This is a genomic window from Streptomyces sp. 3N207 (genome assembly GCF_052246355.1).
Classification (GTDB): Bacteria; Actinomycetota; Actinomycetes; order Streptomycetales; family Streptomycetaceae; genus Streptomyces.
The window spans coordinates 1-23,979 of sequence record NZ_JBQQBV010000032.1; the positions used below are offsets into that span (position 1 = coordinate 1).

21 protein-coding genes and 7 pseudogenes are annotated in these 23,979 nt (G+C 68.0%); 15 read left to right on the top strand and 13 right to left on the bottom strand.

The features are described 5' to 3' along the window. Together ACTWP9_RS32890 and ACTWP9_RS32895 are read left to right on the top strand one after the other, a co-directional pair. Window positions 1-221: transposase (locus tag ACTWP9_RS32890; RefSeq protein ID WP_443249993.1), on the top strand; the 221-nt coding region annotated here is incomplete at its 5' end. Window positions 222-285: 64 nt separating this feature from the next. Further along, the gene (locus tag ACTWP9_RS32895; protein WP_443249994.1) at window positions 286-528 is read left to right on the top strand and encodes an integrase core domain-containing protein; all 243 of its coding nucleotides are present in this window, start codon (window positions 286-288) and stop codon (window positions 526-528) included. A gap of 27 nt (window positions 529-555) precedes the next feature. On the opposite strand, the pseudogene ACTWP9_RS32900 reads toward ACTWP9_RS32895, so the two are convergent. Further along, a pseudogene (locus ACTWP9_RS32900) lies at window positions 556-891 on the bottom strand (helix-turn-helix domain-containing protein); the annotation flags it as partial. Window positions 892-1,203: 312 nt separating this feature from the next. Between ACTWP9_RS32900 and ACTWP9_RS32905 the strand changes: the two are divergent. The 3 genes and pseudogenes from ACTWP9_RS32905 to ACTWP9_RS32915 form a co-directional block, all read left to right on the top strand. After that, a pseudogene (locus ACTWP9_RS32905) lies at window positions 1,204-1,416 on the top strand (helix-turn-helix domain-containing protein); the annotation flags it as partial. A gap of 412 nt (window positions 1,417-1,828) precedes the next feature. Beyond that, a complete protein-coding gene (locus ACTWP9_RS32910; RefSeq protein ID WP_443249995.1) occupies window positions 1,829-3,430 on the top strand; it encodes a serine/threonine-protein kinase in 1,602 nt (533 codons plus the stop codon). A 184-nt stretch (window positions 3,431-3,614) separates the two neighbouring features. Beyond that, window positions 3,615-4,378: pseudogene (locus ACTWP9_RS32915) on the top strand (transposase family protein). A 98-nt stretch (window positions 4,379-4,476) separates the two neighbouring features. Here the strand turns inward: ACTWP9_RS32915 and ltrA are convergent. The 4 genes and pseudogenes from ltrA to ACTWP9_RS32935 all read right to left on the bottom strand — a co-directional run bounded on the left by ltrA (window position 4,477) and on the right by ACTWP9_RS32935 (window position 7,994). Further along, window positions 4,477-5,793, bottom strand: coding sequence for a group II intron reverse transcriptase/maturase (ltrA, locus tag ACTWP9_RS32920; protein ID WP_443249996.1), 1,317 nt, complete (start codon window positions 5,791-5,793; stop codon window positions 4,477-4,479). Between the two features lie 660 nt (window positions 5,794-6,453). Next, window positions 6,454-6,909 carry a transposase gene (locus ACTWP9_RS32925; RefSeq protein WP_443250059.1) on the bottom strand — a complete coding sequence of 152 codons (456 nt, stop codon included), beginning with the start codon at window positions 6,907-6,909 and terminating at the stop codon, window positions 6,454-6,456. Continuing rightward, window positions 6,910-7,229 (bottom strand): annotated as a pseudogene (locus ACTWP9_RS32930) (IS1380 family transposase); the annotation flags it as partial. A 36-nt stretch (window positions 7,230-7,265) separates the two neighbouring features. After that, window positions 7,266-7,994, bottom strand: a complete 729-nt coding sequence (locus ACTWP9_RS32935) for a DUF6333 family protein (protein WP_443249997.1) — start codon at window positions 7,992-7,994, stop codon at window positions 7,266-7,268. Between the two features lie 315 nt (window positions 7,995-8,309). Here ACTWP9_RS32935 and ACTWP9_RS32940 point away from each other — a divergent pair, with 315 nt between their 5' ends. Further along, the gene (locus ACTWP9_RS32940; protein WP_443249998.1) at window positions 8,310-8,510 is read left to right on the top strand and encodes a hypothetical protein; all 201 of its coding nucleotides are present in this window, start codon (window positions 8,310-8,312) and stop codon (window positions 8,508-8,510) included. A 175-nt stretch (window positions 8,511-8,685) separates the two neighbouring features. Here ACTWP9_RS32940 and ACTWP9_RS32945 read toward each other — a convergent pair whose 3' ends face one another. Continuing rightward, the gene (locus ACTWP9_RS32945) at window positions 8,686-9,906 is read right to left on the bottom strand and encodes a competence protein CoiA family protein (RefSeq protein ID WP_443249999.1); all 1,221 of its coding nucleotides are present in this window, start codon (window positions 9,904-9,906) and stop codon (window positions 8,686-8,688) included. Window positions 9,907-11,034: 1,128 nt separating this feature from the next. On the opposite strand from ACTWP9_RS32945, the gene ACTWP9_RS32950 reads away from it, so the two are divergent. Continuing rightward, window positions 11,035-11,274, top strand: coding sequence for a hypothetical protein (locus tag ACTWP9_RS32950; protein WP_443250000.1), 240 nt, complete (start codon window positions 11,035-11,037; stop codon window positions 11,272-11,274). Further along, complete coding sequence (locus ACTWP9_RS32955) at window positions 11,274-11,648, top strand: toxin Doc (protein WP_443250001.1); 375 nt, start codon at window positions 11,274-11,276, stop codon at window positions 11,646-11,648. Before ACTWP9_RS32950 ends, ACTWP9_RS32955 begins: the two co-directional genes overlap by 1 nt. 115 nt (window positions 11,649-11,763) lie before the next feature. Here the strand turns inward: ACTWP9_RS32955 and ACTWP9_RS32960 are convergent. The 5 genes from ACTWP9_RS32960 to ACTWP9_RS32980 all read right to left on the bottom strand — a co-directional run bounded on the left by ACTWP9_RS32960 (window position 11,764) and on the right by ACTWP9_RS32980 (window position 15,811). Then, a protein-coding gene (locus ACTWP9_RS32960; protein WP_443250002.1) for an IS5 family transposase occupies window positions 11,764-12,578 on the bottom strand; the annotation gives its coding sequence in 2 pieces (ribosomal slippage) (window positions 11,764-12,236 and window positions 12,236-12,578; 816 coding nt in all). A 77-nt stretch (window positions 12,579-12,655) separates the two neighbouring features. After that, on the bottom strand, window positions 12,656-13,402 hold the full coding sequence (locus ACTWP9_RS32965) for a hypothetical protein (RefSeq protein ID WP_443250003.1): 747 nt from the start codon (window positions 13,400-13,402) through the stop codon (window positions 12,656-12,658). 29 nt (window positions 13,403-13,431) lie between these two features. Beyond that, window positions 13,432-14,001, bottom strand: coding sequence for a hypothetical protein (locus ACTWP9_RS32970; RefSeq protein WP_443250004.1), 570 nt, complete (start codon window positions 13,999-14,001; stop codon window positions 13,432-13,434). Window positions 14,002-14,018: 17 nt separating this feature from the next. Further along, complete coding sequence (locus ACTWP9_RS32975; RefSeq protein WP_443250005.1) at window positions 14,019-14,744, bottom strand: DUF402 domain-containing protein; 726 nt, start codon at window positions 14,742-14,744, stop codon at window positions 14,019-14,021. Window positions 14,745-14,998: 254 nt separating this feature from the next. Beyond that, on the bottom strand, window positions 14,999-15,811 hold the full coding sequence (locus tag ACTWP9_RS32980; RefSeq protein WP_443250006.1) for a hypothetical protein: 813 nt from the start codon (window positions 15,809-15,811) through the stop codon (window positions 14,999-15,001). Window positions 15,812-15,919: 108 nt separating this feature from the next. Between ACTWP9_RS32980 and ACTWP9_RS32985 the strand changes: the two genes are divergently transcribed. The 6 genes and pseudogenes from ACTWP9_RS32985 to ACTWP9_RS33010 all read left to right on the top strand — a co-directional run. Continuing rightward, the gene (locus ACTWP9_RS32985) at window positions 15,920-16,159 is read left to right on the top strand and encodes a hypothetical protein (protein ID WP_443250007.1); all 240 of its coding nucleotides are present in this window, start codon (window positions 15,920-15,922) and stop codon (window positions 16,157-16,159) included. Window positions 16,160-16,569: 410 nt separating this feature from the next. Continuing rightward, entirely contained in the window at window positions 16,570-17,442 is an 873-nt protein-coding gene (locus ACTWP9_RS32990; protein WP_443250008.1) for a DUF3800 domain-containing protein, read from the top strand. 253 nt (window positions 17,443-17,695) lie between these two features. Continuing rightward, window positions 17,696-17,989: pseudogene (locus ACTWP9_RS32995) on the top strand (ISAzo13 family transposase); the annotation flags it as partial. Window positions 17,990-19,310: 1,321 nt separating this feature from the next. Next, on the top strand, window positions 19,311-19,649 hold the full coding sequence (locus ACTWP9_RS33000; protein WP_443250009.1) for a MerR family transcriptional regulator: 339 nt from the start codon (window positions 19,311-19,313) through the stop codon (window positions 19,647-19,649). A 226-nt stretch (window positions 19,650-19,875) separates the two neighbouring features. Further along, window positions 19,876-20,481: pseudogene (locus ACTWP9_RS33005) on the top strand (IS630 family transposase); the annotation flags it as partial. A gap of 105 nt (window positions 20,482-20,586) precedes the next feature. Next, window positions 20,587-21,021 (top strand): annotated as a pseudogene (locus ACTWP9_RS33010) (transposase family protein); the annotation flags it as partial. Between the two features lie 145 nt (window positions 21,022-21,166). Here ACTWP9_RS33010 and ACTWP9_RS33015 read toward each other — a convergent pair. Together ACTWP9_RS33015 and ACTWP9_RS33020 are read right to left on the bottom strand one after the other, a co-directional pair. Continuing rightward, window positions 21,167-22,117 (bottom strand): ribosome-inactivating family protein, encoded by a 951-nt coding sequence (locus ACTWP9_RS33015; protein ID WP_443250010.1) that lies wholly within the window; start codon window positions 22,115-22,117, stop codon window positions 21,167-21,169. Window positions 22,118-22,136: 19 nt separating this feature from the next. After that, complete coding sequence (locus ACTWP9_RS33020) at window positions 22,137-22,730, bottom strand: hypothetical protein (RefSeq protein WP_443250011.1); 594 nt, start codon at window positions 22,728-22,730, stop codon at window positions 22,137-22,139. 246 nt (window positions 22,731-22,976) lie between these two features. Here ACTWP9_RS33020 and ACTWP9_RS33025 point away from each other — a divergent pair, with 246 nt between their 5' ends. Then, window positions 22,977-23,930: a helix-turn-helix domain-containing protein gene (locus tag ACTWP9_RS33025; protein ID WP_443250012.1), complete on the top strand. Its 954-nt coding sequence runs from the start codon at window positions 22,977-22,979 to the stop codon at window positions 23,928-23,930. Window positions 23,931-23,979 lie beyond the last annotated feature (49 nt).

Here is a 23,979-nt window from a genome sequence, read left to right on the forward strand (position 1 = left end):
ACGCCCCATGGCAGCGGGCCACGAACGAGAACGCCAACGGGCTGTTGCGCCAGTACTTTCCCAAGGGCACCGACCTGTCCCGATGGAGCGGCGACGAACTGGCCGCCATCGCCACGGTCCTCAACTCCCGTCCCCGAAAGATCCTCGGCTGGAAGACACCCGCAGAAGCCCTCAACGATCATCTACGATCAGCCCAAGCCGGTGTTGCGACGACCAGTTGAATCCGCCCAATACACGAGCAGGGCCTTCGCTGAAATCTGCAGGTCAGCAGGGGTCCGGCAGAGCATGGGCGCGGTCGGGTCCAGCGCCGACAACGCCGCCGCAGAAAGCTTCAACGCCGCCTTCAAGAGGGAGACGCTCAAGGGCCGCAAAAGCTGGTCGAACGAGCGTGAAGCGCGATTCGACGCCTTCCGCTGGCTGACCCGATACAACACCCGACGCCGACACTCCCACCTCGGCCAGCGGTCCCCGATCGCCTACGAGAACGACTTCCAACCAACAGCAACTACCCTGGCCCAAGCCGCATAGACGTGTTCAAAATCCGGGGTCAAGACCCCGGCGCCCGATGAGGGTCCTTATCCGTGACAGAGTCCAGGTCTGGTCCGGCCAGCCGTGTGCCACCGGCCCCTTGGTCAGCTCCTGCTCCAGCACGGCGAACAGCTCGTCACTGAGCAGCGGCAACGACGCTGGCCCCTTGGAAACCAGGGCTTTCGGTCCGCCCCGGGACCAGGCCATGCGCCAGCGCTGCACCGACCGGACGCTGACCCGCAGGTCGTGCGCGATGACCGCATTCTCGTCGCCTCGGGCGAACCGCTCAGCCGCCTCCATCCTCAACTTCTCCCGGAAGGCCCGCCGCTCGTCGGTCAGTCCGCCCCCTTGCGCATACCTCATGCACTCGGCATACCGCAGGGATCAAGGAACGTCAGCCCCTGCCGACACCACGCTTTGAAACTCAGTAACCGCCTGAGTCATTACCACCGGGCGTCAACGAGGTGCCAACATGCTGTTCACCGCAACAGGTGTCGGCAAACGCCTGCTGGCGGCGAACAGCAACTGGAGTCGTCTTGACCGCTATCGCAGCCGTTCTGACGGGCACGGGGATGCCGGTGATCACCGCTTTGGAGGTAGTGACCGGGTGCGGCCTGACAGCCCTGCACCTGACCCGCCGTGCGCCCCTCACGCCGACGGCTTGAGGAGGCTTGTGTGGGACGTCCCGAGAAAGCGGTCTCGACCCCGAACGCGGCGCTGAAGAAACTAGCGCTGTGGTTGCGTGCCCGCCGGAAGGAAGCGGGACTGACATACGCCGAGATGGCCAAGCAGACGGTCTACTCAGCCTGGCCCTTGCAGCGGGCGACCACAGGCGAGCGCATCCCGCGCCTGCCCGTCGTCGAGGCGTACGCGCGCGTGTGCGGGGCTCCCGTGCCAGATGCTCAGCGGATGTGGCGGGCCGCAAGGGTCCAGGAGCAGAAGCTGACGGGCCAGCTGCGAGGCCGTGACACGGTTCCCCGCCCGGACCTGGTCCGAGAGCCTGCCGATTTCGTCGCAGCGCTCCAGGACCTCTATTACAAGTCCGGGGCCATGCCCTTCGCGGAGATGGAGCGACGGGCAGGCGGCCACGGCCAGCTCCCCCACAGCGCGATGGGGGGGTCAACTCGGGGTCACTGGCGGCGGATTGACGCGTCTGGGGCGTTGCACACTGGGGTGCTGCCGTGCTGCGGGGAGTCGGCAACACCGCCCTGGGTGAAGTGCCATGCCGGGCCTTCGGGGAACTGGAGCTTGGCCGCTGGACGTCCTTGGGCCCGGCGGAGCGGTGACGAGGGGGAGCGCGGTGCAAGGACTTACGGCCAGCGATCCGCGGGAGATTGCCGGTTACGAGCTGATGGGGAGGCTCGGCGCTGGAGGCATGGGGGTGGTTTACCTCTCCCATACCCCGGGCGGTCAGCCTGTGGCGCTCAAGGTCATACGGCGGGAGTACGTCGAAAACCCGGACTTCCGGCGCCGGTTCGCCCGCGAGGTGGCGGCGGCTCGGAGGGTGCATGGGCCCTACACAGCGCCGGTGCTCGACAGCGACACCGAATGTCCGCAGCCCTGGTTGGCCACTGCCTATGTTGCGGGACCCTCGCTTGCCGACGCTGTACGCGCCCATGGCTCGCTGCCGCCGCGGACCGTGCTGTCGCTGGTGGCGGGCACCGCGGAGGCGCTTGAGGCGGTGCACGCGGCGGGCCTCGTGCACCGTGACCTGAAGCCGACGAACGTGCTGCTGGCCTCGAACGGGCCGCGCGTGATCGACTTCGGGCTCGTACGGGCCACGGATGCCACGGCCTTAACGGGCACGGACGTGCGGCTCGGTACGCCCGCGTACATGGCCCCGGAGCAGGTGACGGGTACGACGGCCGGCCCGGAGATCGACGTCTTCGCACTGGGCATGGTCGCGTTCTTCGCCGCGACTGCAAGGCATCCGTTCGGAGACGGGTCTGCTTACGCCCTGCTGTTCCGTATCGTCTCCGAGGAGCCGGACCTGGCGTCCTGCCCGGAGCAACTCCGCAATGTCGTCGGGCACTGCCTCGCCAAGACCCCGGAGCAGCGGCCGTCCCCGGCCGAGGTCATCGAGATGTGCCGGGGCAGCGGCGATGGCGCCTCATTCCATCGCGGGCCCGACTGGTGGCTGCCGGAGAACGTCGGAGCGGAGGTGAACCAGCGTGAGAGCGCGCAGCCGTCGGCTCAACCGGTGAGCCGACCGGAGGTTCAGCAGTCGGGCCAGGCCTCGGCGACGGATGGAGAACGGCGCGGGGCGCACAGGCCGCGCATGGTCATCGCCGCCGCCGGACTCGCCGCGGTGCTGGCAGCTGGAGGAGCCACATACTGGGCCACGCACTCACCCCGCGTCGGCGAGTCCTCCGACGGAGGCCGCAATCAGCCCAGTAACCAGGCCGGTTGGAAGCAGATGGTCAGCGACAAGCCGATCAATCTGCGCGCCCCGCTGCCCACCTCGGACACGTCCGCTCACTGCAGCGCCGCCAGAGCGACCTTTGTCGACCTGAACAGCATGAGCGTCGAGACGCATCAGACTCACGCCGGCCTGTCCAGCGAAGAAACGCTCGTGTACATGAACTGCGGCGAGAACGACGAGTTCCCCGACAACGGCCTCAGGCTGGTCGACGGCAAGGGAGTCTGGGGTTCCGTGAACAAGCGGGAAATCACTCCGCAGGAGTGCCGTACTGCGGCCCGCCGGAACGACCTGCCCGGCCTTGTGACCATCCAGCAGATCAAGAAGGGCTCGGTCCTGAAGGCGGGCATGGGCATATGCGTCGAGACCGATCAGAAGAACGTGGTCCTGCTGTGGATCGACCGAGTGGCACAGAACGCGGGAAAGGACGGTACGCGTAGCTACTTCAGCAAGGCCACGCAGTGGACACCGGAGAAGACCTGACCGAACGCCGTGGGGCTGGTCCAGGTTCCGGAGCGCCGCAGGGAAGGTGCACTGCTAGCAGTCAGCTGTTGCCAACCTGGCCGGTTGGGTGGGTGGTCGGGCTGGAGGGGCGGTGTCCGGACGTGAAGAAGCTCCTGGTAGACGGGTTCACGACCAAGGTCGCCTGTCCACCAGGGGCTTCCGCGTGCTTGTCTACCCAGCCAGCGTCGATGTGTCCACCTCGGCCCTGCGCTTCCTCGCCGGTGAACTGGCTGGGCGTCGCCGGGAACAGGGCACGCGGTGGCGCCGACTGTCCGCCGGGCGGCAGGCGCTGCTGGTTCTGGCGCACCTGCGGTGCGGTCACACGTACGCCCAACTCGCTGCGGGGTTCGGTGTCGGCACCGCCACCGCCTACCGGTACATCGCCGAGGCCGTCGGTCTCCTGGCCTCCCTTGCACCCCCCTCACCCAGGCAGTGAGGACGGCCTCCACCAAGGCGTTCGTGCTCCTCGACGGCACGCTGCTGCCGATCGACCGCATCGCCGCCGACCGGCCCTTCTACTCAGGCAAACACAAAAAGCACGGCATGAACGTGCAGGTCATCACCGATCCCGTCGGCCGGCTGTTGTGGGCATCGCCGGCGCTGCCCGGCTCGGTCCACGACATCAAGGCCGCACGCACTCACGACATCGTCGACGCCCTGGCACAAGCCGGAGTGGAGTGCTGGGCAGATAAGGGCTACCGAGACGCAGGCGGCACCATACGGGTGCCCCACTGGGGCCGCTGGGAGACACTCTCCGCTGGTCAGCAGGCCGTCAACCGCTCGCACGCGAAGATCCAAGCGCTCGTCGAACAGGCCATGGCCACCCTCAAGAACTGGCGACTCCTACGCAAACTGCGATGCTCCACCACCCACATCACCAGCCTCGTCCGAGCCGTCCTCACCCTCCACCTGACCTGCTCACACTGAGGTTGTAGGGTCGGGGGCTGGCGCGGTGGCGGAGTGCTTCCGCTCCGTTTCCAACCCCCGCCGCTTCGAACCGTGCATGCGGTTCTCCCGCACACGGCTCACCGACGCCGTTCACCGGCGGCATTCGGCCTTTCCCGCCAGGGCTTTCCGGCCCTGGGTGCCACGACGGTTCCATACGGGCTGATCAGTCCGAGTTCGTTCGGGGACGAGATGGTCAGCACCCACCAGCCGAAGGCCCGGCTGCGCCGGTGCTTTCTGCTGATGAAGTGCGCAACGCGTTCCCGCGCGAATTTCCCGATCTTGCTGAAGCGGCGGGCGGAGTGACCGTACCGGAAGTACGCCATCCACCCACGGAGGAACAAGTTCAAGTCCTCCACGATCGCTTCGGGATGCAGCGGAAGCCGACGCCGGGCGGTGATCTCCCGGATCCGGTCGCGGGCGTGCCGCATCGCCCTGTCCGAGGGCCAGCGGGCCAGGAAGTCGAAACGTCGGCGTCCCTGCAGCCCCCGGGAACGAACCTGGCGGTGGTGAAACCCGAGGAAGTCAAAGCCTTCCCCGTCCGTCGTCAGGTGCACGATCCGGGTCTTGGCTGCCTTTGGCTTCAGCCCCAACTCCCCCAGCAGCTCGACCAGTCGGGCCAGTGCCCGCTCGGCCTGGCTGCGGGAGAAGCACATCACGACCACATCGTCGGCGTAACGGACCAAGACCCCGTCGTGCTCATCCCATGCCCGGTCCAGCCGGTGCAGATAGACATTGCACATCAGCGGTGAAATCACACCGCCCTGCGGGGTCCCGGTCACCGGCCGCCGCACCTGCCCGCCCTCCATCACCCCGGCGCGCAGGATCTGCCGCAGGAGCTTGAGGACGGTCTGGTCGCAGATGCGCTCTTCGACCGCGCGCATCAACTCCTCATGCGGAATCGCCGAGAAGCACTCGGCGATGTCTGTCTCCACCACCCACCGCCGGCCCCGGTGGTGCTCGTCGATGAGCACCTGCAGGGCATCGTGCGCCGAGCGTTTCGGGCGGAACCCGAAGCTGCACGCCAGCATGTCGGCCTCGAAGACCGGCTCAAGCACGATCTTCATCGCGGCCTGCACGATGCGGTCACGAACCGTCGGGATGGACAGCGGTCTTTGCTCGTCCTTCACCCCCGGCTTGGGGATGAGCACCCGGCGGGCAGGCGAGGGCCGATACCGGCCCTGCCTCAACTCGTGGGCCAATTCGCCGAGGAGACGGTCGATGCCGTATTCCTCGATAGCGGCCAGGGTGGTGCGGTCGATGCCCGGTGCGCCGTTGTTGGCACGCATCATGGCCCACGCACGCCGGAGCACATCCCTGCGGTGGATCTTGTCTCCCAGCGCGTGGAACCGCCGTCCGGGATCGGCCTTGGCCGACCGGTAAAGCGCATGCTGCAAGGCACGGACCTTGTCCGAGGGAGAACGTCCCCCGACGGCGGGACTAGCCATACCGGCACTCACCGGGCCACTCCTTGTCATCATGACGCACCGACGAAGCAGTGGCCCTTCCCTCACCGGGAGTTGTGTTGTCTCCTCGGCTCAAGCGGTACTACGGCCACCTCCGACGCCCACCCGGCCCGCGTCCACTTCCCGGGGTCACCGGTTATAGGGCGCGTTGCTTCCGACGACGATTCTCCGCAGGTCACCGGGCCGGGGAGGGCCTCCCCAGTTCCCGCCGCCACCCTCGATACGTTCCGCGCCCCATACGCCGGGGAGTCCTTCACGGCTGCCCGTCCAGGATCTTCACCGCTTCCATGGCCTTCACCCCGATTTCGAAGGGCTCGGCACTCCCTCGTTCCACCCAAAAGGGTGGCTGAGTAACGACGCCGCAGGCTTCGCGTAATGCTACGGACCGTACCGTCGCTCCCCCATTGCAGGGCCTTCGACGCTGGGCTTCGACGCCGGACGTTTCCCTCCGACGCCGCCAGCCTGCTACCGGGCCTCCTGGCAGCTACCCGGACCGGACTTCCACCGGCAGGCGACGACGAGCTTCCGAACAGCAAGAACACCGCTACGTCACGGTGTCACCTCCTGTTCTGCTGGGTGCACGGAAAAGGCTCAGTGACCGTCCAGGGCGTCGGAATGCTGTATCCGCGGAACCTCCTCGGGGATCTGGGTGATGGTCTCGCGGACCTTCTTCTTCACCGCGACCGCGAGGGAGAAACGGGCGCTGGCCCTGCGGCAGACGTCGACCACCTTGTGGGAGAAGTACGGGGAGTCCGCCCGGACAATGATCTGCCCGGTCAGGCCCATCGCCCGCACCGTCGTGAGGGCCTCGCGCAGCAGGGATGCGGCGCCCTTGTCGGAGTTCGCCGATCCCTTGCGCAGCCGCGTCGCGACGATGACCGGGGTGCACGTGGCGGTCTTGACCGTGACGATCTGGAAGTGCAGGCCGCAGACTTTGGCGCAGCCGAAGCCAGCACATGGCCCCGGGTGAAGGCGCGCAGGAAGGTGCCCAGGGTGGACGGCGCGCGCACCTGGCCGAACAGCCGCGCAAGGATCTTCGCACAGCAAGATCGCGGTCTGCCTGCTCGCACTGAGGTGGGCGATGACCTCGGCCACGGTCCTCAGCCGTACGCCAGCCGGCTCGTCCCACAGCATGCTCACATCGGCGAGACAGTCCCCGCCGAGCGCGACCGCCAAGTCCAGCACGATCTTCCCTGGATCGTGAACGGCCCGCAGTATCCGCCACCGCAAAAGCGCGGCGGATACCGCCTGGCCAAGGCCGCTCTTGCGGACCGTCCCCACAGCAGGACCGATCCGGCCAGCGAGACGACCTGAGGGCCATCGCCTCCGACACGCAGGCACGGGTAGGGCCCGATACTCTTCTTCACCTGAGGAGTGCAGCCTTCCTGACGACGACGCGACCCTCAGAGGTAACGCCAGAGTTCGTCCATCGCGTCCTCCGCGTCCTCGGTGTGGCGGACCCGGAAGACGGACATGCGTAGGGAGTCCGGGTCCTCGATGTCGTCGAAGCCCGTGTGGACGAGAGCAGCCAGTCGGTTCACCTCGCCGAATCCGAGCAGATCCTCACCTTCCATGTCCTCACCGGGACCGAGGGCGCGCAGCAGCGCCGACAGATCGCCTTCCTCCACCTCGTAGCTCTCGCCGTCCCAACTGCCCGCGTGCAGCGTCCCGGCCCCGGGGACCGCCAGGACATAGCCGTGGTGCTGACCCGTCAGCCGTTCGACCGTCTCACCGGCGATGCGGGCCTCGGGGTGCAGCTTCCGCAGCGCGGCCACCTCTTCCTCCATCGTGAGCGACAGCAGCGCCGGATCGACGAGGTGCACCACGTTCCCCCAGCAGCCCACCGCCACGTATCCGAATCCGGCGGGGCTGTAGGGCGGGACCGCCTCGGACAGCGAGATCTCCGTCCCTTCGTCCAGCACCGCCGCAACGGTGCTCAACGCCTCGACGAAGCGCCGGGCACGTGAGGCGTCATGCGGCCGCAGGTCCCCTCCGGCGGTTCCGGGATGGGAAGCGAACGGCGGGAAGACAAGGGTCAGTTCGGTTTCGTGCTCCCAGACCACCTCGTCCGCCTCGCCCTCCCCGGTCGCCAACTCGCTGTCACCCATAGGCATTTCACTCGCGTCAGTCACAGTCGGAACGCTAACCCGTCTCGTGCGCCGCGCGACGCACAGCTGCCCCAGTTACCCCTGAGCCGTGTCCGGACGTTCCGCTCGCGGGGAGCGCCGACCCCTACCGCCGGTCCGCTTGCGTCGTGGCCTGTCCCGCTGCGGCGGTCTTTGCAGCGGAGAGCAGCCCGATGGTACTGGTCAGCGAAGTGCGCACGTCGCGCCCGGGCACTGACCCATCGGACAGACCCGTGCGGCAGGGCTCGTGCGGCGTGCAGCAGCTGCCCTTCTGTCTGTGTGCGAGCGTGGTGTGCCCACGGGTGCGGGCAGGATCGTGCCATGGACTACTACGAGGAGCCGGGCCCGGCGCCCTGCGACCCCGGCAGTGTGTGGGCACTCGCCGAGGCCGCGGAGGAGAACTGGCAGTACCCCGTCGTCGGGGTGGCCGGGGCGCTGGTGCTGCACTCCGGCCGGGCCTCCGGCGGGACGTCCTATGTCCGCGCCTGCCGCCTCCTGGATGTCCCGGGTCTTCAAATTTGACCGGTGGGGGCTTGCCCTGTCGCTGGTGAACCCTCACTTTCCGTGACTGGCGGGGTGGTTGCGGACCCTGGGTAGCGAGGCGCCCGCGGCCTCCAACGCCAGCACGACCGGCAGACATTGGCAGGTGGCGCTGGCTTTAGCGGATGAGGGTGACGTCCCCGGCGCCCCCGATCGATCAGCCAGGGGCTTGCGGAGTCACCGGAGCGAGTTCGGGTCTCCTGGCGCTGTGCCCGTCGCCGGAGGACCGGCCGCGCAGTCGGCGGTAGATCCATGAGCCGCCGAAGCCGGCGATCCAGCGGAGTTCGGTTCCAGTGGCCTGCCAGGCTGTGCGTGGTGGTTGCGGGGGGAGCGGGAGCGTCCATGTCTCATTGCTGCCGGGCAGGTTGAGTGCGTGGGCCACGGCAGCGGCGAAGCGGGCGTGGCCCAGAGGGCTGGCGTGCAGCCGGTCGCTGCTCCACATTCGGGCGTCGGTGGTGAAGGTGTGGGGGAAGGTGTCCACGACGGTGACGCCGGGGTAGCGGGCAGCAGTGCTACGGATTTGGGCGTTGAAGTCGAGCACCCTCGGCCGCATGGGTCGGGCGAGCGGCGCAATCCTGCCGATGTCGGGGTAGGTGACGGTGACTACGTGCGCACCGGCGGCGGTGAGCTCGGCGAACATCTCCTCTAGGAGGTCGGTGGCCCGGGCGGCATCGAATCCCGGCCGGATGAGGTCGTTGAACCCGGCCATGACCGTGGCCAGGTCGGGACGGAGTCTCAGGGCGGGCCCGACCCGGGCGGCATTCTTTTCGGCACGGAAGGCTTCCTCCGCTGCGAGGTCCTCAACCGGTACCCAGGCGCCCGGGGTCTTCCAGGGGTGGGGGTGCAGCTGGTGGGTGAGCAGCAGGAGGAGGAAGCAGGGCAGGGAGAGCGCGCTCTGCGCCCAGTGGGAGTGGAGGCCGGTGGGACAAGGCCGGTCGCAGTAGCACTCCTCGGTGGTGAAGCGGTAGAGGGCATCATCCAGGCGCCATTCCTGTGCCGTCCGGTCCGGGTTCACACGGGCGGAGGGCACCGCGGCCTGCCACAGCCGCTCGCGGATGGCGAACCACACCACCTCCACCCCCTCCTGCCGGTAGCGGCCGGTGCGCTCGATGGCGCTCTCCCGGATGAGAGGGGAGAGTTGGGCCTCCAGCGCGGTCCGGCGGCCGGTGCGCGGACAGGTGGCCAGCACGTCCGCGCGCCAGCGGCCGCCGGGGCCGGCAGCCTCCAGCTCGGCGCGGTGCCCCGCGGCGCGGGCGCCAGCCGCCAGCGCCTGCTTGAGCCGGTGGTGCTCCAGTGACTCCCCGGCCGTGCTACAGGCGGGAGCATGCGGATCGTGCGCAAAGTAACGCAACCCGCAGGGCGATTGCTTGGCCCGCATGCCGTGTCCGCACTCACGGCACGCCAACGGGGAACGGGGACGTACTCGATGGACCTCGGACCAGGCACGTGCACAGCCCAGATCATCCCGAGTGGCATCCACACGCCCCCACTCGACATGCACCGCCGTCAGCGCCACCCGCCCCACCTCCTTCTGAATTCCCCCATGGGTACCTCCTGCCGATACCGGCAGGAGGCTTGCTGCCGGTGGCTTTTGTCTGCTGCGCATGGCGAACGACCCCTGGCTCAGGGTGAGTTCCCCGGGGCCTGGACTCCTTCTGCACTCACTCCGTCTACCCCGAGTCCGAGGTGCCCTTGCGGTGCACATTCTCACTCTGCGGGCCGCCCGTGACGGCACCGGGAAGATCACCGGGCAAGACCTGGTCGGCTGGCTTCAAGGGGATGCCGAGCGTGGGTGTTGGAGCGGCTGGTCGCGGACGACTGGCTGCGCCTGACCGGCAGCTCTGTCGAGGGCCCCACGATCACCGTCCCCGCGCTGCTGCCCGGCTGGCCCCGCCCGTTCGCCTTCGGCAAGAACATCCGCTCAAGGATCTCCGGCTGGGCGCGAGAGTCGTGGGCGACCAGAAGATCCGCAAGAAAAACCGGGCGCCACCACCCGGCTCCTGGCCCTGTACACCATCGCCCATGCCCGTCCCGACGGCTGCATCGGCCGCGCTGAGGACTGCGGACTCCGCCTGGGCAAAGCCGCCGCGTTCTGTGCCCTGTCTCCTGGGGAAGTGACCGAGCATGCCGGACTGCTGATCACTGCCGACTGGCTCGGGCCGACGTCGACACCGCGGGAGGAAAGCTGCGCGGAAAGCTCGCCGAACGCGTTCTGCCGCTGGGAGCGCTGCTGTAACGCGCCGGGCGGGGTATGGGGCCCTCGGGACTGTTTGGCTTAGATCCTGTGACCGCTGCCGGCGTCTGCGCAGCCAGCGTGCCACAGCCTCGGACCGGCTCAATGGTCGCGGCCGCCGCCTCAAGCTGGCTGGCGCGTGGCCGGGACGCATCTGTATGCGGGCATCTCCGGCGGGACGGCACTGCTGCTGGCCAGTGCCCGCCCCGAGGTGATCACCCTGTCGCGCCAGATCTCATGGCCATCCAGGTACCTGTTAGGTACCATCGGGGTATGCCGTCCTTGAACATCACCTTCACCGACGAGGAGCTGGAGGAGGTCCGCGCTGCAGCGGCCGCCGAAGGCAAGTCCCTCAAGCAGTTCGTTCACGATCTATCCCTGCGGGAGCGCCAGCGTCTGTTGTTCGTGCGCTCTGCTGTGGCCTGGGGTGAGCAGCACCGTGACGAATTCGACGAGGCATTTCCTGACGAGGTCCCTCCGGCTGATCACCACCAGGGAGCAGCGGCCGCCTGATGGTGCTCCACGTCGATATCTCCTGGCTGCTCGATGTCCAGGAACAGGCCGTCCCCGAGGACGTCAGCGTTGCGGACTACTCCGGATTGGTCGCTGCGGTCGCCCGCCATAAGACCCGCATTCCCCGTCCAGGTCTTGCCCCGCCCGATGCCGCCTGGCGGGCCGCCGCGCTCTTGCACACGGTGGTTCAGCTTGAGCCCCTGCCGTACCGCAACTCGCTGTATGCCTGCCAGGTCGCCGTCGCGTACATGAGTGCCTCGGGCGAGGGCATCGACCCGCCCTATGGCGCGCTGGTGGAGCTGGTGCGGGACATTCAGGCTGGTAAGGCCACCGTCTACAAGGCTGCCGACCGCATCCGTAGCTGGAGAATCTGAACCTGGATGCTCAAGGCCGGGGAGCTGATGGACCGCCCGTGGTCTCGCTGGGCCACGCACACGCCGGGACTCCTCGCCAGTGGAGGTCCTGAAGCTTTGTCCGCACTTAGAACTCCTAACGGAATGACTTCAGGCGTCGCCAGCAGATCAGTGCGCATCCGAGGGTGAGGAATGCTTCGTGGATGTCGTCGCGTATCTCCCAGCGGGTCCGCAGGCGGCGGAACCAGTGCAGGTGGGCGAATGCTCGCTCCACGACCCAGCGGTGGGTGCCCAGGCCCGAGCCGTGCTCGGTGCCGCGGCGGGCGATCAGCGGCTTCACGCCGAGATTCCGGACCAGACGCCGGTACTTGTCGTGGTCGTAGCCGCGGTCGCCCTGCACCATGTCTGGGCGACGTCGGGGCCAGCCCCGTTTGCCGCGCACCGGCGGCACAGCCTGGAGGAGCGGGATGAGTTGGGTGACGTCGTTGCGGTTGCCGCCGGTCAGGGTGGCGGCGAGCGGGATGCCAGTGGCGTCGGTGATCAAGTGGTGCTTGCTGCCGGTTCTGCCCCGGTCAACGGGGCTTCGTCCGGTCTTGGAGCCCCCTTTAACGTCCGGATGTGGGAGCCGTCGACCGCGGCCCGGGAGAAGTCCAGGGCGTCCACACTGCGGAGCTTGGCGAGCAAGACCTCGTGCAGCCGGGACCACACACCGGCCTCGGTCCACTCGGCCAGTCGGCGCCAGCAGGTCATGCCCGAACCGAAGCCGAGTTCCTGGGGGAGGTGTTCCCAGGCGATCCCGGTGTGCAGTACGAACAGGATGCCCTGGAACACCGGCCGGTCAGGATGCCGCTTGCGCCCCGGGTGCCGGGGCCGACGCCCCACCTTCGGAAGCAGCGGCTCGACCACCGCCCACAACGCACCATCTACTTCCCACGGCTTCGGCCGAGCCACCACGCACCCCCAGATCACCGGTCCCGGAGTGATCCAACCACCGCGGAGATCATTTCGTCGGGATTTCTATGAGCACGTCACGCGTCATCCTCGTCCTCCTCCAAGGCGTCGCGGATGTCGTCTGCCTCGGGGGTGTTGGGGGGCCAGGTGGCCACCAGGCGTTCGAGGAGGGGGCGATGCGTGTCGAGATGGGCGGTGAGGACAAGGGCGCCGGCCAGCTGGAGCTTGAGTTCCGAGAGGTCGGTCAGCCGTACCGCGAGTTCGGCGGCTTGGTCAGACTCCGCCGAGGCCAGCGCCCTTGCGCACGCCACGCGGACTCGCAGGGGGCGGTCCTCGTCCAGGGCCATCGCGCCGAGCTGGGCGACAAGTTCGGGGTCCTCAGGGACTTCGCAGGCGTAGAGGCACTGCCCGGCGGCGGACACGGCGCCATCGTCGACGACGTCGCCGTCCACGGCGCGCAGTGCAGCGGTGATCAGTGGGGCGTCCGCGGCCTCGGCGTGGTTCTGGATGGCCCACAGCGCGCTGGCCCGGTCCTGCCCTTGTGCTTCCGGCAGCGGCGTCCCGCGCAGCACCCACCGGGCGTGGTCCAGCACCTCAGTGGCGTACTCGTCCAGTGGGTTGCCGAAGCCCCACCGGGCTTGCCGGTCCTGGTAGTGGAAGTACTCCAGCGCCGTGCACACTGCGTCGCGCCTCCCGGAGCGCAGCAGGTTGAGGAAGGCGGCGTACGGGTCCGGGTTCTCGTCCGCCGACTTGAGCAGTTCGTCCCGGTCGGCCGCCACCGCCAGGTCGTCGAAGCGGTGCCGTTCCCAGTACGCGAGCGTCATGGCGGGAGCCTACATAAAGACGCCTGAAGTCATTCCGTTAGGAGTTCTAAGGCCCGTTCTTGATCTTTCGGTGTCGTGCGCCATGCGTTGTAGACGCGTCCGGCGGCGGCCAGGCACTCCCGGTACATCTGCTGCTGCTCGGCCTGTGCCGCTTGTTGCGCGCTGAAGTCCCTCGCGCGGCGCACCGGATCGTACAGCGGCTGGGCGGCCTTCCATCGCCGGCGGGCCTCGGGGTGCAGCGTCTTCCACAGGGCTTCGGTGTAGCCGGTCAGGCGCTCCTTGGAGCGGGCGAAGTTGCCGATGTGCAGCGCTTGGCGGGCTTTCAGGTTTGCTCCGGGGCTGAGGAGTTGGAAGGCTGCGAGCAGGGTGCTGTCGGGGGTGAGATAGGCGGACAGTTCGGCGGCGCAGGAGCGCAGACAGGTGAGCTCGTCGGTGAAGTTGGCCGTTGCGGCGGCGGCAAGGTCGGCGGCGGCGGGATCGCCCCGGCCGTGTGCGTGGATGGTGCCCGTACTCAGACGTCGCCGGTGCCATTCGGCGGCGCCGAGTACCTCGCGGCCGGCCAGCCGGTCGCGGGCCGTCGCGTTCAGGGCGAACGTCACAGGTGCCGGGTCGGTGATCAGCCACCCGTCGGTGCATCCCTCTCTCCGGCCACGCCTGGGCGCGGTAGCCGGGGGGTGGGCCAGGCCGGGTTCCACCGCCAGGCCGTCCACGCCGCGGTGTCGGAGAAGGGGCCGGTGCGCTCGGTGAGCATCGCGAGGGCCTGGTCGCGGGCGGCGTCCACGGCCTGGTGCTCGGTGTCGGTGACGATGCCGAGCCGCCGTACGTGCGCGTACTCGTCTTCGTCCTTCCACTGCCAGCCGGTCAGGTCGGGATCGACGACGAGGTCCACGGTGAGGTCGAAGGTCTCGAACCCGTCGCCGGTCCGGGTGGTGGGGTGCTCGAAGTTCACGTACCAGTTCCGCAGCCCGGCGCCCGTGTAGAAGGCGTTGACGCTGAACCAGGCCGCCGGCGGCTTCCACTGCAGCAGTTCGGTGTCCTGCCACACCGCGTCCACGAGCTCCCACGTGCCGGCGGCCATCGCGTCGAACGCCTCCGTGCGCACTGACCGGTCGCCGTCGGTACGGGCCTTGACGTACAGGGCGGGCCAGCGGGTCTCAGCTCCCGGCGGGCAGGCGGCCACCAAGGCCTCGCTGGTGTCGGCGACGACGCGCAGCGCGTGCTCGTTCCACACCCGTCCCGAGCTGTGCACCTCCCGCCGCACAACCGTTTCCCCCACCTTGAAGCTCTCCACCGGCTCCTCCTCCGCCACCGGCCCGCCCGGGACGTCCGGCGGGACGGGCACCACCTCAGCGCGGCCCGGCCGGGCTGGGCAAGCCCCCGTACGGGGCGGTTTACCCAGGCTCCCCCCCCTTACGGCCTGCCCAGGAGCCGCGGCCCACCGCCCGCCGGCCTACCACCACGTTCAACCTGGTTCCGGCGACGGCTCTGATGACACAGGCGAGGAGCACAAGGAGAAGTAGCCGATCTGATGGTCACCTCCGAGCACCGCCGCGGCTGTCCCGGCTGTGACCGGCGCCTCGTGCTGGGAGGGGGACGTCAGTCGGTCGACGTGACGAGAGCGATGATCTCTTGCGTCAGCTGCTGCGGATGTGCGGTGATCAGGGATGTGCTGGTCGAGCTCCAGTTGCTGTAGAGGATGCTTCCGTCGGCTTGGGGGCGCCCATCAGCGTCTCGAAGGAGGGACCACGCGCAGTCGCCGCGGTGGAAGCTGAATGTCTCGCCTTTGCTGGTCACGGTGATATCGCAGCTGCAGCCAAAGACGTCGTCGGCTGCTGGGTCGTCCTCGCCGGGGCCGTGGCGTTCGTTCAGCTGCACCTGGTCGTCGTGCTGGTCCTCCAACAGCCGCGCGACAGCCACGATCGTCTCGTGCGCATTCCGCGGGATCGGCGCGCAGCTCTTGGCCGCGGCGAGGGCACGGACCGTCGTGGAAGCGTGCCGGGAAACCAATCGGTGCAGGTCGTTGGACGCGCGGTGGAGTTGCTGCAGTGCGTCAGCCAGATTCGCTGGCTGCCCGGGGCCTGCCGAGTCGAGGAGTTCGGTCTCGCCGCGTTCGGCGATGTGCCCGACGGCGCGGCGCAGAGCGGCGAGTGCGTCCGCGCTGTGTTGCAGCTGAAGGAACAGCGCGGAGGCGACCGTGGCCGCTTCCTGTGGAGTGTAGAGCGCCCATTCGTGAGAAAGAGCGGTAACGACCGCCTCGGTGGTCTCCGTCGCGGCGCAGGCCACCTCAGCCGAGTCCTCGGGATCAGCAAGGCCGTAGTCCACTGCGGTACGTACCTCGCTGACAAGGTCGCCGAATTCCGCGGCGGCTTGTCCGTACAGATCGTGCCAGGCGGCATCGTCGCTGAGCATGAGATCAGGCTATGGGGGCACAGCCTGCCATACGGGTCGACGCGCTGCCCGTCGCACGGACCGAGGAAGACGGCAGCAGCTGCGGACAGGCCAGCGTTCCCCACCGCGATGGCGCTCCTGGAGAGCCGGGGCCTGGTGCTGCGGCCCGAAGGGCGGAAGTACCGCACGTACTACCTCCACCCCTACATCGCCTCCTACGCCTCCCCCGAAGAGCTGGAGGAGGCCCTCCAGGACGCCGCCGAGCGCATCGAGGACGGCGAACTCCCCGAGATCACCGCCCCGATGTACGAGACCGCACCACCCAAACGCCGACCCACCCCCCTCAAAGCCGTCCGAGCCGCCGAATAGCCACCCTCACCGAGGGCTCCAGGTAGTGCATGAGGGCGTAGGGACAGACATGGCAGCCAGTGACTGGATCTCCGTCGCGTCAGTTGGCATGGCTTTCCTGGCGTCCGGTTTCGCCTTCTGACAAGCCCGGACCGCAGCCGACTCGGCAGGGGACGCCTTCCGCCAGGCCCAGGCCGCCGAGGAGCAGGTGGGTATCGCCAGGGAGGAGTTTCAGCTGGGAGCGACGGAGGATTGGCCAACGCGGAAGGCAGCAGCCTGTACGTCGTCCTCGTGCGCCCCGCGAAGTCGTCGGCAGCACCCTCGCAGGGCGCTGTCTTCGGGCATGGCCCGTCGTACGCTCCTGAGCCGAATGAGCACGCCGAGAGGGCGACGCCAGCCGATGGCGGTGGGCCGGGGACGGGAGAGAAAGAATGCAGCTGATCTTCATCGACGACAGCGGACAGCCGTGCCCCCGCCGGAAGCATCTCGGCGAACTCGTCTCGGTGGGCGCCGTCATGTTCCCGGAGCCTCAAGTGGCGGTGTACAACCGCGCGGTCGACCAGCTCCGGGCCGAGATCGGCATGCCCGATAGCGAGGAGTTCAAGTGGAAGCCGTCCAAAGGCAGCTGGCTGGATAGCGCTGGCGGCGATGTGGTGAAGGGCGCGCGCCGCCGGATGCTGGAGATCGCAGGGCAGTGCGGCGTCCGTACGGCCGTGGTGATCTGGGACCGCGGCCAAGCGGAGTGGGAGAAGAGGGAGGTGGCCACGAAGATCCTGGGCTACCTGTACGAGCGTATCGAGATGGAGCTACAGACCACCAACGAGCGTGGCGTCGTCATCGCCGACGAACCTGGCGGGGGCAGCAAGGACCACGCAAAGTGGCTGGCAGAGGCGCTGGACCTCACCACGCTCGGCACCACCTACGTAAAGCCGGACCGCGTGGTGATGCCCATCGTGACCGCCCCGTCTCATCACGTCCCGCACCTGCAGCTCGCCGACCTCGTGACTGCCGCCACCACCGCCGCAGTCGCCGGCCAGCCCAACGGCCTGGAGCTCGTTGAGCTGCTCAAGCCGCTCGCCCGACGCAACGCCTACGGATGCATCGGAGGAGCTGGCCTCGCGCTCGTCCCGCGAGACCCCCTCGTCGACCTCTACTTCTGGGTGCTCGGCGAGACCAACTACTACAAGAACGGCCGCGCCTACCCCCTCGGCCCGGCTGACTCACCCTTCTCCCAGCCGGGGCGTCTCTTCTCCTGCCACGACGGCCTGCCGCCCGCCGAGTCCAAAGGGCCAGGTGACGTGTAGCCCTCGTTACATTCCGGGGTGCAGTCTCGATGGCCTGCAGCACCGAGCGTCGAAGAGGCGTGGGCCGCACAGCCGGAGCTGCTGTGCCCCCACGCCGTACTGCTTCCAGGAGCTCCGGTCCGGCGTCAGTGACACCTGCGGTCGCCATCAGCAGGGGCGAGGGCACCTGGACCGGGCTGCCAGGCGTCGTGTTGTCTAAGGGCGTGCAGATCTTTAACTCGTGGCTTTCCGTTCGGTGGTTCGTTGGTCTGGCATGAACGGGTTGGATGGGCAACGGGCCGTGCTGGCAGCCAAGTTCGAGGTGATTCTGCCGCACCTCGACGAGCGGCAGCGTCGCCTGCTGATAGGGGCGGAGGCCCAGTCCCTCGGCCACGGCGGGATCAGAGCAGTCGCCCGTGCCGCCGGTGTTCGTGAGGCGACTGTGTCTGCCGGAGTGCGGGAACTCGACGCCGGAGAGGTCCCGTTGGGACGCATCCGCCGGCCCGGCGCTGGCCGCAAACGCGTCGTCGACCGGAACCCAGCCGTTCGGGAGGCACTCCTCAGGCTGCGGCGACGAAAAGGGGGCTGCAGAAACGGATCAGCCCCCGTCCCGCTCACCGTGGCGGAGGTCCGGCGACTCCTGGACACTCTCCTGCCCCGCCCCCGAGCCGACCACGATCCCGTCACCCACGCACTGAGATGGTCGGCCTGGAGAAGACACCGCCAAGCCATCGCCCGCCACTGCCACTACCGAAAACGCAGCTCAGGACACGAACCGCTGCTGGAGTACTAACGCCGCGAGGTAGTCGAGTTGGCGGGCGAGCACCTGCACGCCAGGGGGTGTCCGTCCAGGGCTGCCCGCAGTTCTCCGTCGCCGTCTGCTGCCTGTCCCAGGGCACTCGCCGTCTTTCCGACGATCTCAGCGGCCTCGTGCGGGGTGGCGCCTGCCCGCAGTTGTTCCAGGACGGTTGCGCGGTCTGCCGGCCGCAGGCCCCGGTAGCGGTTGGTTTCCGCGTTGTGGGCCATGCGGCACCGCCAGCAACGGCCTCCCTTGCGCCACCCGGCTGGCGTGCCGCAAGACGAGGGGCCGGGGCCCGGCAGGGAAGTTTCTGCACGCTCATGGGCGGGTCTCCTGCTCCAGCCCTACTGTTCGAGATCGATTACCTCACCGTCGAACACACGGAAATCTATGTCGGCCGGAGTAGACATTGGGTGGTGGTGTGGTTATGGTTTCTCTCGTAGCCGAGATCAACGAGGCCGGGCAGAGACGAACTGCCGGCCAGTAGTACCCGCAGTTGCAGTTCGCAGGACGGTTCGGTGGTGGAGTTCCGAAGCCAGGGTTGTTGCAGTACGGCGACGGGACTGACGACCGGACCGGGTGGCCCGCAATGGTCAGGGGCCGCCGTGAGCAGTACCGCAGTTCGGTAAGTGCAGTTCGCAGTACCCAGCAGTGAGTGAGCAGTACCTCGGTGAAGGCGTCGGCTGGGACGCGCGCACCGGGAGGTTCGGCAGTGGGGTTCTAAGCCAGAGCAGACGCAGGACGGGCGACGGGGCTGGCTGCCGAAGAGTGACGCTTACCCAGGTCACCAAGTAGTTCGCATCACCAGCAGTTGGCAAGTAGTGATCAACCGAGGGAAGAACGGAGGAGCCGAGCGCCATCAGGATCGCCCGGGCGGAAGTCTTGGGCCCGGGTACCGCAGGACATCGATAGTGAGGTGGTCTCCGGTCAAGCAACCGCGATCCCCGCACCCCCGACAGCATCTCGGTCGGGTCAGCGGAAACAGAAGGCCGGCGCAGTACCAGGGCCGGCAGATGGTGTAGCAGTTCCTTCGGGGCCCTGGTGCCATTGGCACCAGGGCCCCTCAAGCGTGTTCCACAGAGAGGTGCAGATGACAGCAGACGACACCTTCGGCCGTCTCGACGACGACGACTATCCCGCCTACACCATGGGCCGGGCCGCTGAGATGCTCGGCACCACCCAGGGCTTCCTCCGCGCCATCGGCGAAGCCCGGCTGATCACCCCGCTGCGCTCCGAGGGCGGACACCGCCGCTACTCCCGCTACCAGCTGCGCATCGCCGCGCGGGCCCGGGAACTCGTCGACCACGGGACCTCCATCGAGGCCGCCTGTCGCATCGTGATCCTGGAAGACCAGCTCGAAGAAGCCCAGCGCATCAACGACGAATACCGCCGCGCCGCCGAATCGGCAAACCCCTCAACCGTGGCTTGAGACGGCCATAGCCTCTCCCGAGCTTCGCAGCCACCGCCCAGCATGCTGCCCGGAACGCAGAGCGTTCCGGGCAACTTCATCTTCGGCGGCCTTTGGACCGAGAGCGGCCGGCCCTTGAACGAATCGCCAAGGTAGGGCCCTTCAGGCCGTACGGCGGCAACATCGAGAGCGACGACGCCGAGCCGGACGACGGCCGCACGGACCACTGACACGCGAGGGCATCTCGGTGTCCTGGCACTACGTCGCCCGCATCTGGCGCGAGGAGAATCTCACGCCGCACCGCAACGGCACCTTCAAGATTTCCAAGGACCCCGCGTTCGCGGACAAGGTAGCCGATGTCGTCGGCCTGTACCTGGCCCCGCCCGGCGGCGCGGTGGTGCTGTCCATCGACGAAAAAACGCAGATCCAGGCGCTGGACCGGACTCAGCCGGTGCTGCCGGTGACCTTCGCGGCGAGCGAGAAGCGCACCCACGACTACGTGCGGCACGGCACCACCAACCTCTTCGCCGCCCTCAATGTCCATACCGGTAAGGTGACCGGCGAGTGCAAGCCGAGCCGGAACGGGGCGAACTTCCTGGCCTTCTTGAAGAAGGCGATCAAGCCGCACGCCGGCAAGGAGATCCACGTTGTCCTGGACAACCTGTCCACCCACACCACGCCGGAGGTGAAGGCATGGCTGGAGAAGAATCCGCACATCCGCTTCCATTTCACTCCCGTCGGGTCCTCGTGGCTGAACCAGATCGAGATCTGGTTCGGGATCCTCACCCGGCAGTCCATTCGCCGCGGCACGTTCTCCAGCGTGAACGTCCTGGTCAAGCAGATCCGCGACTACATCAACTCCTGGAACGAGGACGCGAATCCGTTCATCTGGACCGCGTCCGCCGAGGAGATCCTCGCGAAGGTCCGCCTCGTCCAGACCAACGTCAAGAAACTCGTCCGCGTCGCCGCCGATGAGCCGTACTACTCACAGAAACACCGGAAGCACGGCATGAACGTGCAGGTCATCGCACTGCCGGACGGGACGCCCCTGTGGTTCTCACGGGCGACTCCGGGCCGCACGCACGACCTGACCGCGGCCCGCGCCCACGGGATCACCGAAGCCTGCCTCACCCGCCAGATCCTCGTGCTCGCCGACCGCGCCTACCAAGGCGCCGACAACACATTCCGCACGCCGTACTACCGGCATCACGAGCTCCCGGAGCACTACCAGCAGTTCAACCGCGACCATGCTCGTCTGCGCGCCCCCGGAGAACGTGCCTTCGCCCAGCTCAAGTCCTGGCGCCTCCTGCGCAGAGCACGCTGCTCGACCCGCCGCATCGGCCGTGCCGTCACCGCCGTCCACACTCTCCTGACCTGCAGCTATTCAGGATGAAAGAGGTTCAGTAGCCCTTGTACGACAGCACCCCGGCATCCACAACCGATCCCTCCGAGGTGATCAAGACTCTCGAAGATCTTCTCAGCCGTCCAGGCCCGCCATTCAAGTTGACGACGCCTTCTCAACCCCCGGTTTCGTTACGTCAGTGCTTCGTCGGCGGCTTGAGCAGGTATATCCGGCGGGCCAGGTCCAGCGCGGTCAGCAGTACCCGGGCGCCGTTCCAGTCGTACCTGCGGGGCTGCCGCCACACGGAGCCGTCGGCGCCGCTCGGGTCGGCCGCGTGCGCGTTCGCGACGACTCTGGACCGATCGGTCCAGTCGTGGAGCTCGTTCTCGTGGTCGCCCACGGCCCAGTCCTGCCCGCCCCGGATGTGCTGGGCGATCAGTCCGGGAATCACCTGGAATCGCGCCCCTTCGGCCAGAGCCACGGCCAGCGTCTCGACGTGGTCCCGCAGCCTTCCGTTGCCCGGGCCCGGGTCGTGGTCGAACAGGGTGCGTACGGCATCCCGCAGATGGCCCCGGCCGACTTGGATGCGGGATGCGTGGCGGTAGGTGACGGGGAAGGGGAAGCGCGACCTGTCGGCGTGCGGGTATACCTCTGCCGGGATCATGTCGCGCCCGCCCTCGGCGAACGTGTAGAGGGTCTGGCGGCTTCCGTGCTCCACGTAGAATCCCAGCAGATACGTATCGGACCGGCGGAAGAGCGCTCGGACCATGCCGCCCTGAATGTTGTCCCGCTCGGCGAACCGTCCGATGTTGATCGACTGGAAGGCGTTGGCGTCGGGGTTCCGGATCAGGTAGCCGGACCCGGGCTGCTGGGCGGCCTCGTCCCCTCGCAGCACCCTGCGGATGTTCCCGACCGTGTGCGTGTAGAGGTTGGCGAACTCCTCGTCGCTTCCCACTGCCCTCGGCTGCAGCTGGCCCTGGCTCGACGGCCGGCCCTGAGCCTGGGCGGGCGCGTCCTGTCCGGCCCGGGCCTGCGCACCGTAGGTGACCGTATCTCCCGCACCCAGTGTGCCCGCCAGCACCGCGGCCACAACCCCTGCGCTGATCAACCGCCGCCGGACCGGCCCGTGTTCAGATGCTCGTGTCATTTCTCGTCGGCCTCCCATGTCAGGCCCAGAACTCGAACTCGGCCTGCAGGGTGCCCTTGGTGATCCGGCCCCCGTCGCTCCAGTAGAGGGCCTTGTACTCCATGCCCTTCGTCAGCTTCGTGTCGATCAGGGTGGAGCCGTACGCGCCGCAGTGGGAGGTACCGCAGGCCCAGTCCCACGTCACGCGCTTGCCGTTGCTGTCCAGGATCTCGATCCAGTCCCACCCGTCGTACGGATCCCGCCCCGAGGGCGCCATCCACGTCACGTTGACGCCCTTGATGTGGGACTGGTACCACCAGCCTTTGAATTGCCCCGGCGACACATCACTGATCAGGAAATCGGTGTTGACCTTGTCTTGCTCCGCGGCGAGGTTCCTGCGGCCCAGGCTCTGGTCCGTCGGCGGCTGCCAGCTCTCACGCGTCGAGTCGGCCGCCGGAGCCGCCTGCACAGCGGCCTTCGCCGGCTCCTCCGAACCCGGCGACGTCGCGGAAGCTGAGCCCAGCGCCACCGCGGTGAGCAGCAGAGCACTCGTCGCGGCGGCCGCCGCCAGCACGGCTGGGCGATTACGGGTACGGACCATCGCCTCCCCCTCTTCGTTGCTCCGACTCTTCATAAAGTGCATGGCTCCTCTTTCCTGTCGGCATCTCCCGGTGGGTGCGTCGGCCAGTGGGCCCGCGGCGCGGGGGATGGGGGCGAGGTCTTGCTGTGGTGGTCACCTCACCTTGGCCAGAGCGGCCCCCACATCGCCACAGGTCTGGGGGCGGATGGGATGTCAGAACGTTCCACCCTGGCTGTCCTGCAGGAATGTGGGCCGGTGGAATATCCTCTGGGACGCGGTACGGCTGAGTGGGGAGCGGTCATGACGGATACCGAAGTGGGCAGTTTGGCGGCACTGCTCCAGGAGTTGAAGGACCGCACTCCCTTCAGCTACAGCGCGCTTGCCAAGCGGCTGGGGGTGAGCCCCTCCACGCTCCACCGGTACTGCCGTGGCACCACCGTGCCCGCCGACTACGCCCCCATCGAGCGTTTCGCCCGCCTGTGCAAGGCCACCCCCGCCGAACTGGCCGAGGTGCACCGCCGGTGGGCACGGGCCTACGCACACCGAACCCCAGCCGTGCCGACAGCGCCCGCCACCCGAGATCCGCAAGCGGGGCCTGCCTCCCGTCCCGCCCCGCTGCCTCCCACCCCCGGGGCGAGTGCGGCGAACGGGCCGGGGTCGGTGCCCTCAGCTCGCCGTGGTGCGGGGCGAGCTGCGAGGTTGGTCATTGCAGCGGTGGCCTTGGCGTTATCCGCTATGGCCCCGGGAGCCGCCCGCGCACCCTCCGGCCCCGCGCGAGCCACCACGGAGTCCACGCCCACAACCTGCCTGGTCAACGTCGGTACGGAGCGCAGGCGGTGTTTTTCGACCTTCCGCGAAGCCATCGCCGCCTCCACGCACGGAAGGATCACCAACGCGCCTGTATCCGCCCGGAAGGCCGCACGCGACCGACGACTCATCGACAGGCTCCGCGAGCCCACCACCACAGGGCGGCAGGAAGTACGGCTCGGCATCCTTTACCAGGGCCGGAACTACGGCGGCAACGCCTGGGTGATCACAGGCGGCAGCACCTGCAAGATTGGAAACGGCCGGGACCACACGCTGGGTCTCTCCAGTCAGAGGAACAATGGCATCAGCTCGGTCGTCCCCGTGAACTGCTGGGTCGAACTCTTCGCCGGGGCCAACCAGACCGGCCCACGCCAGGAGTACCACCAAACGACCCCACACATCGGAGACGTGATGGACAACCAGGCAGAATCGGCTGCCTTCCTGTAAACCCGCAGCACTTCAAGACCGTTGATTTCTCGTCATGGAACCCGGGGAC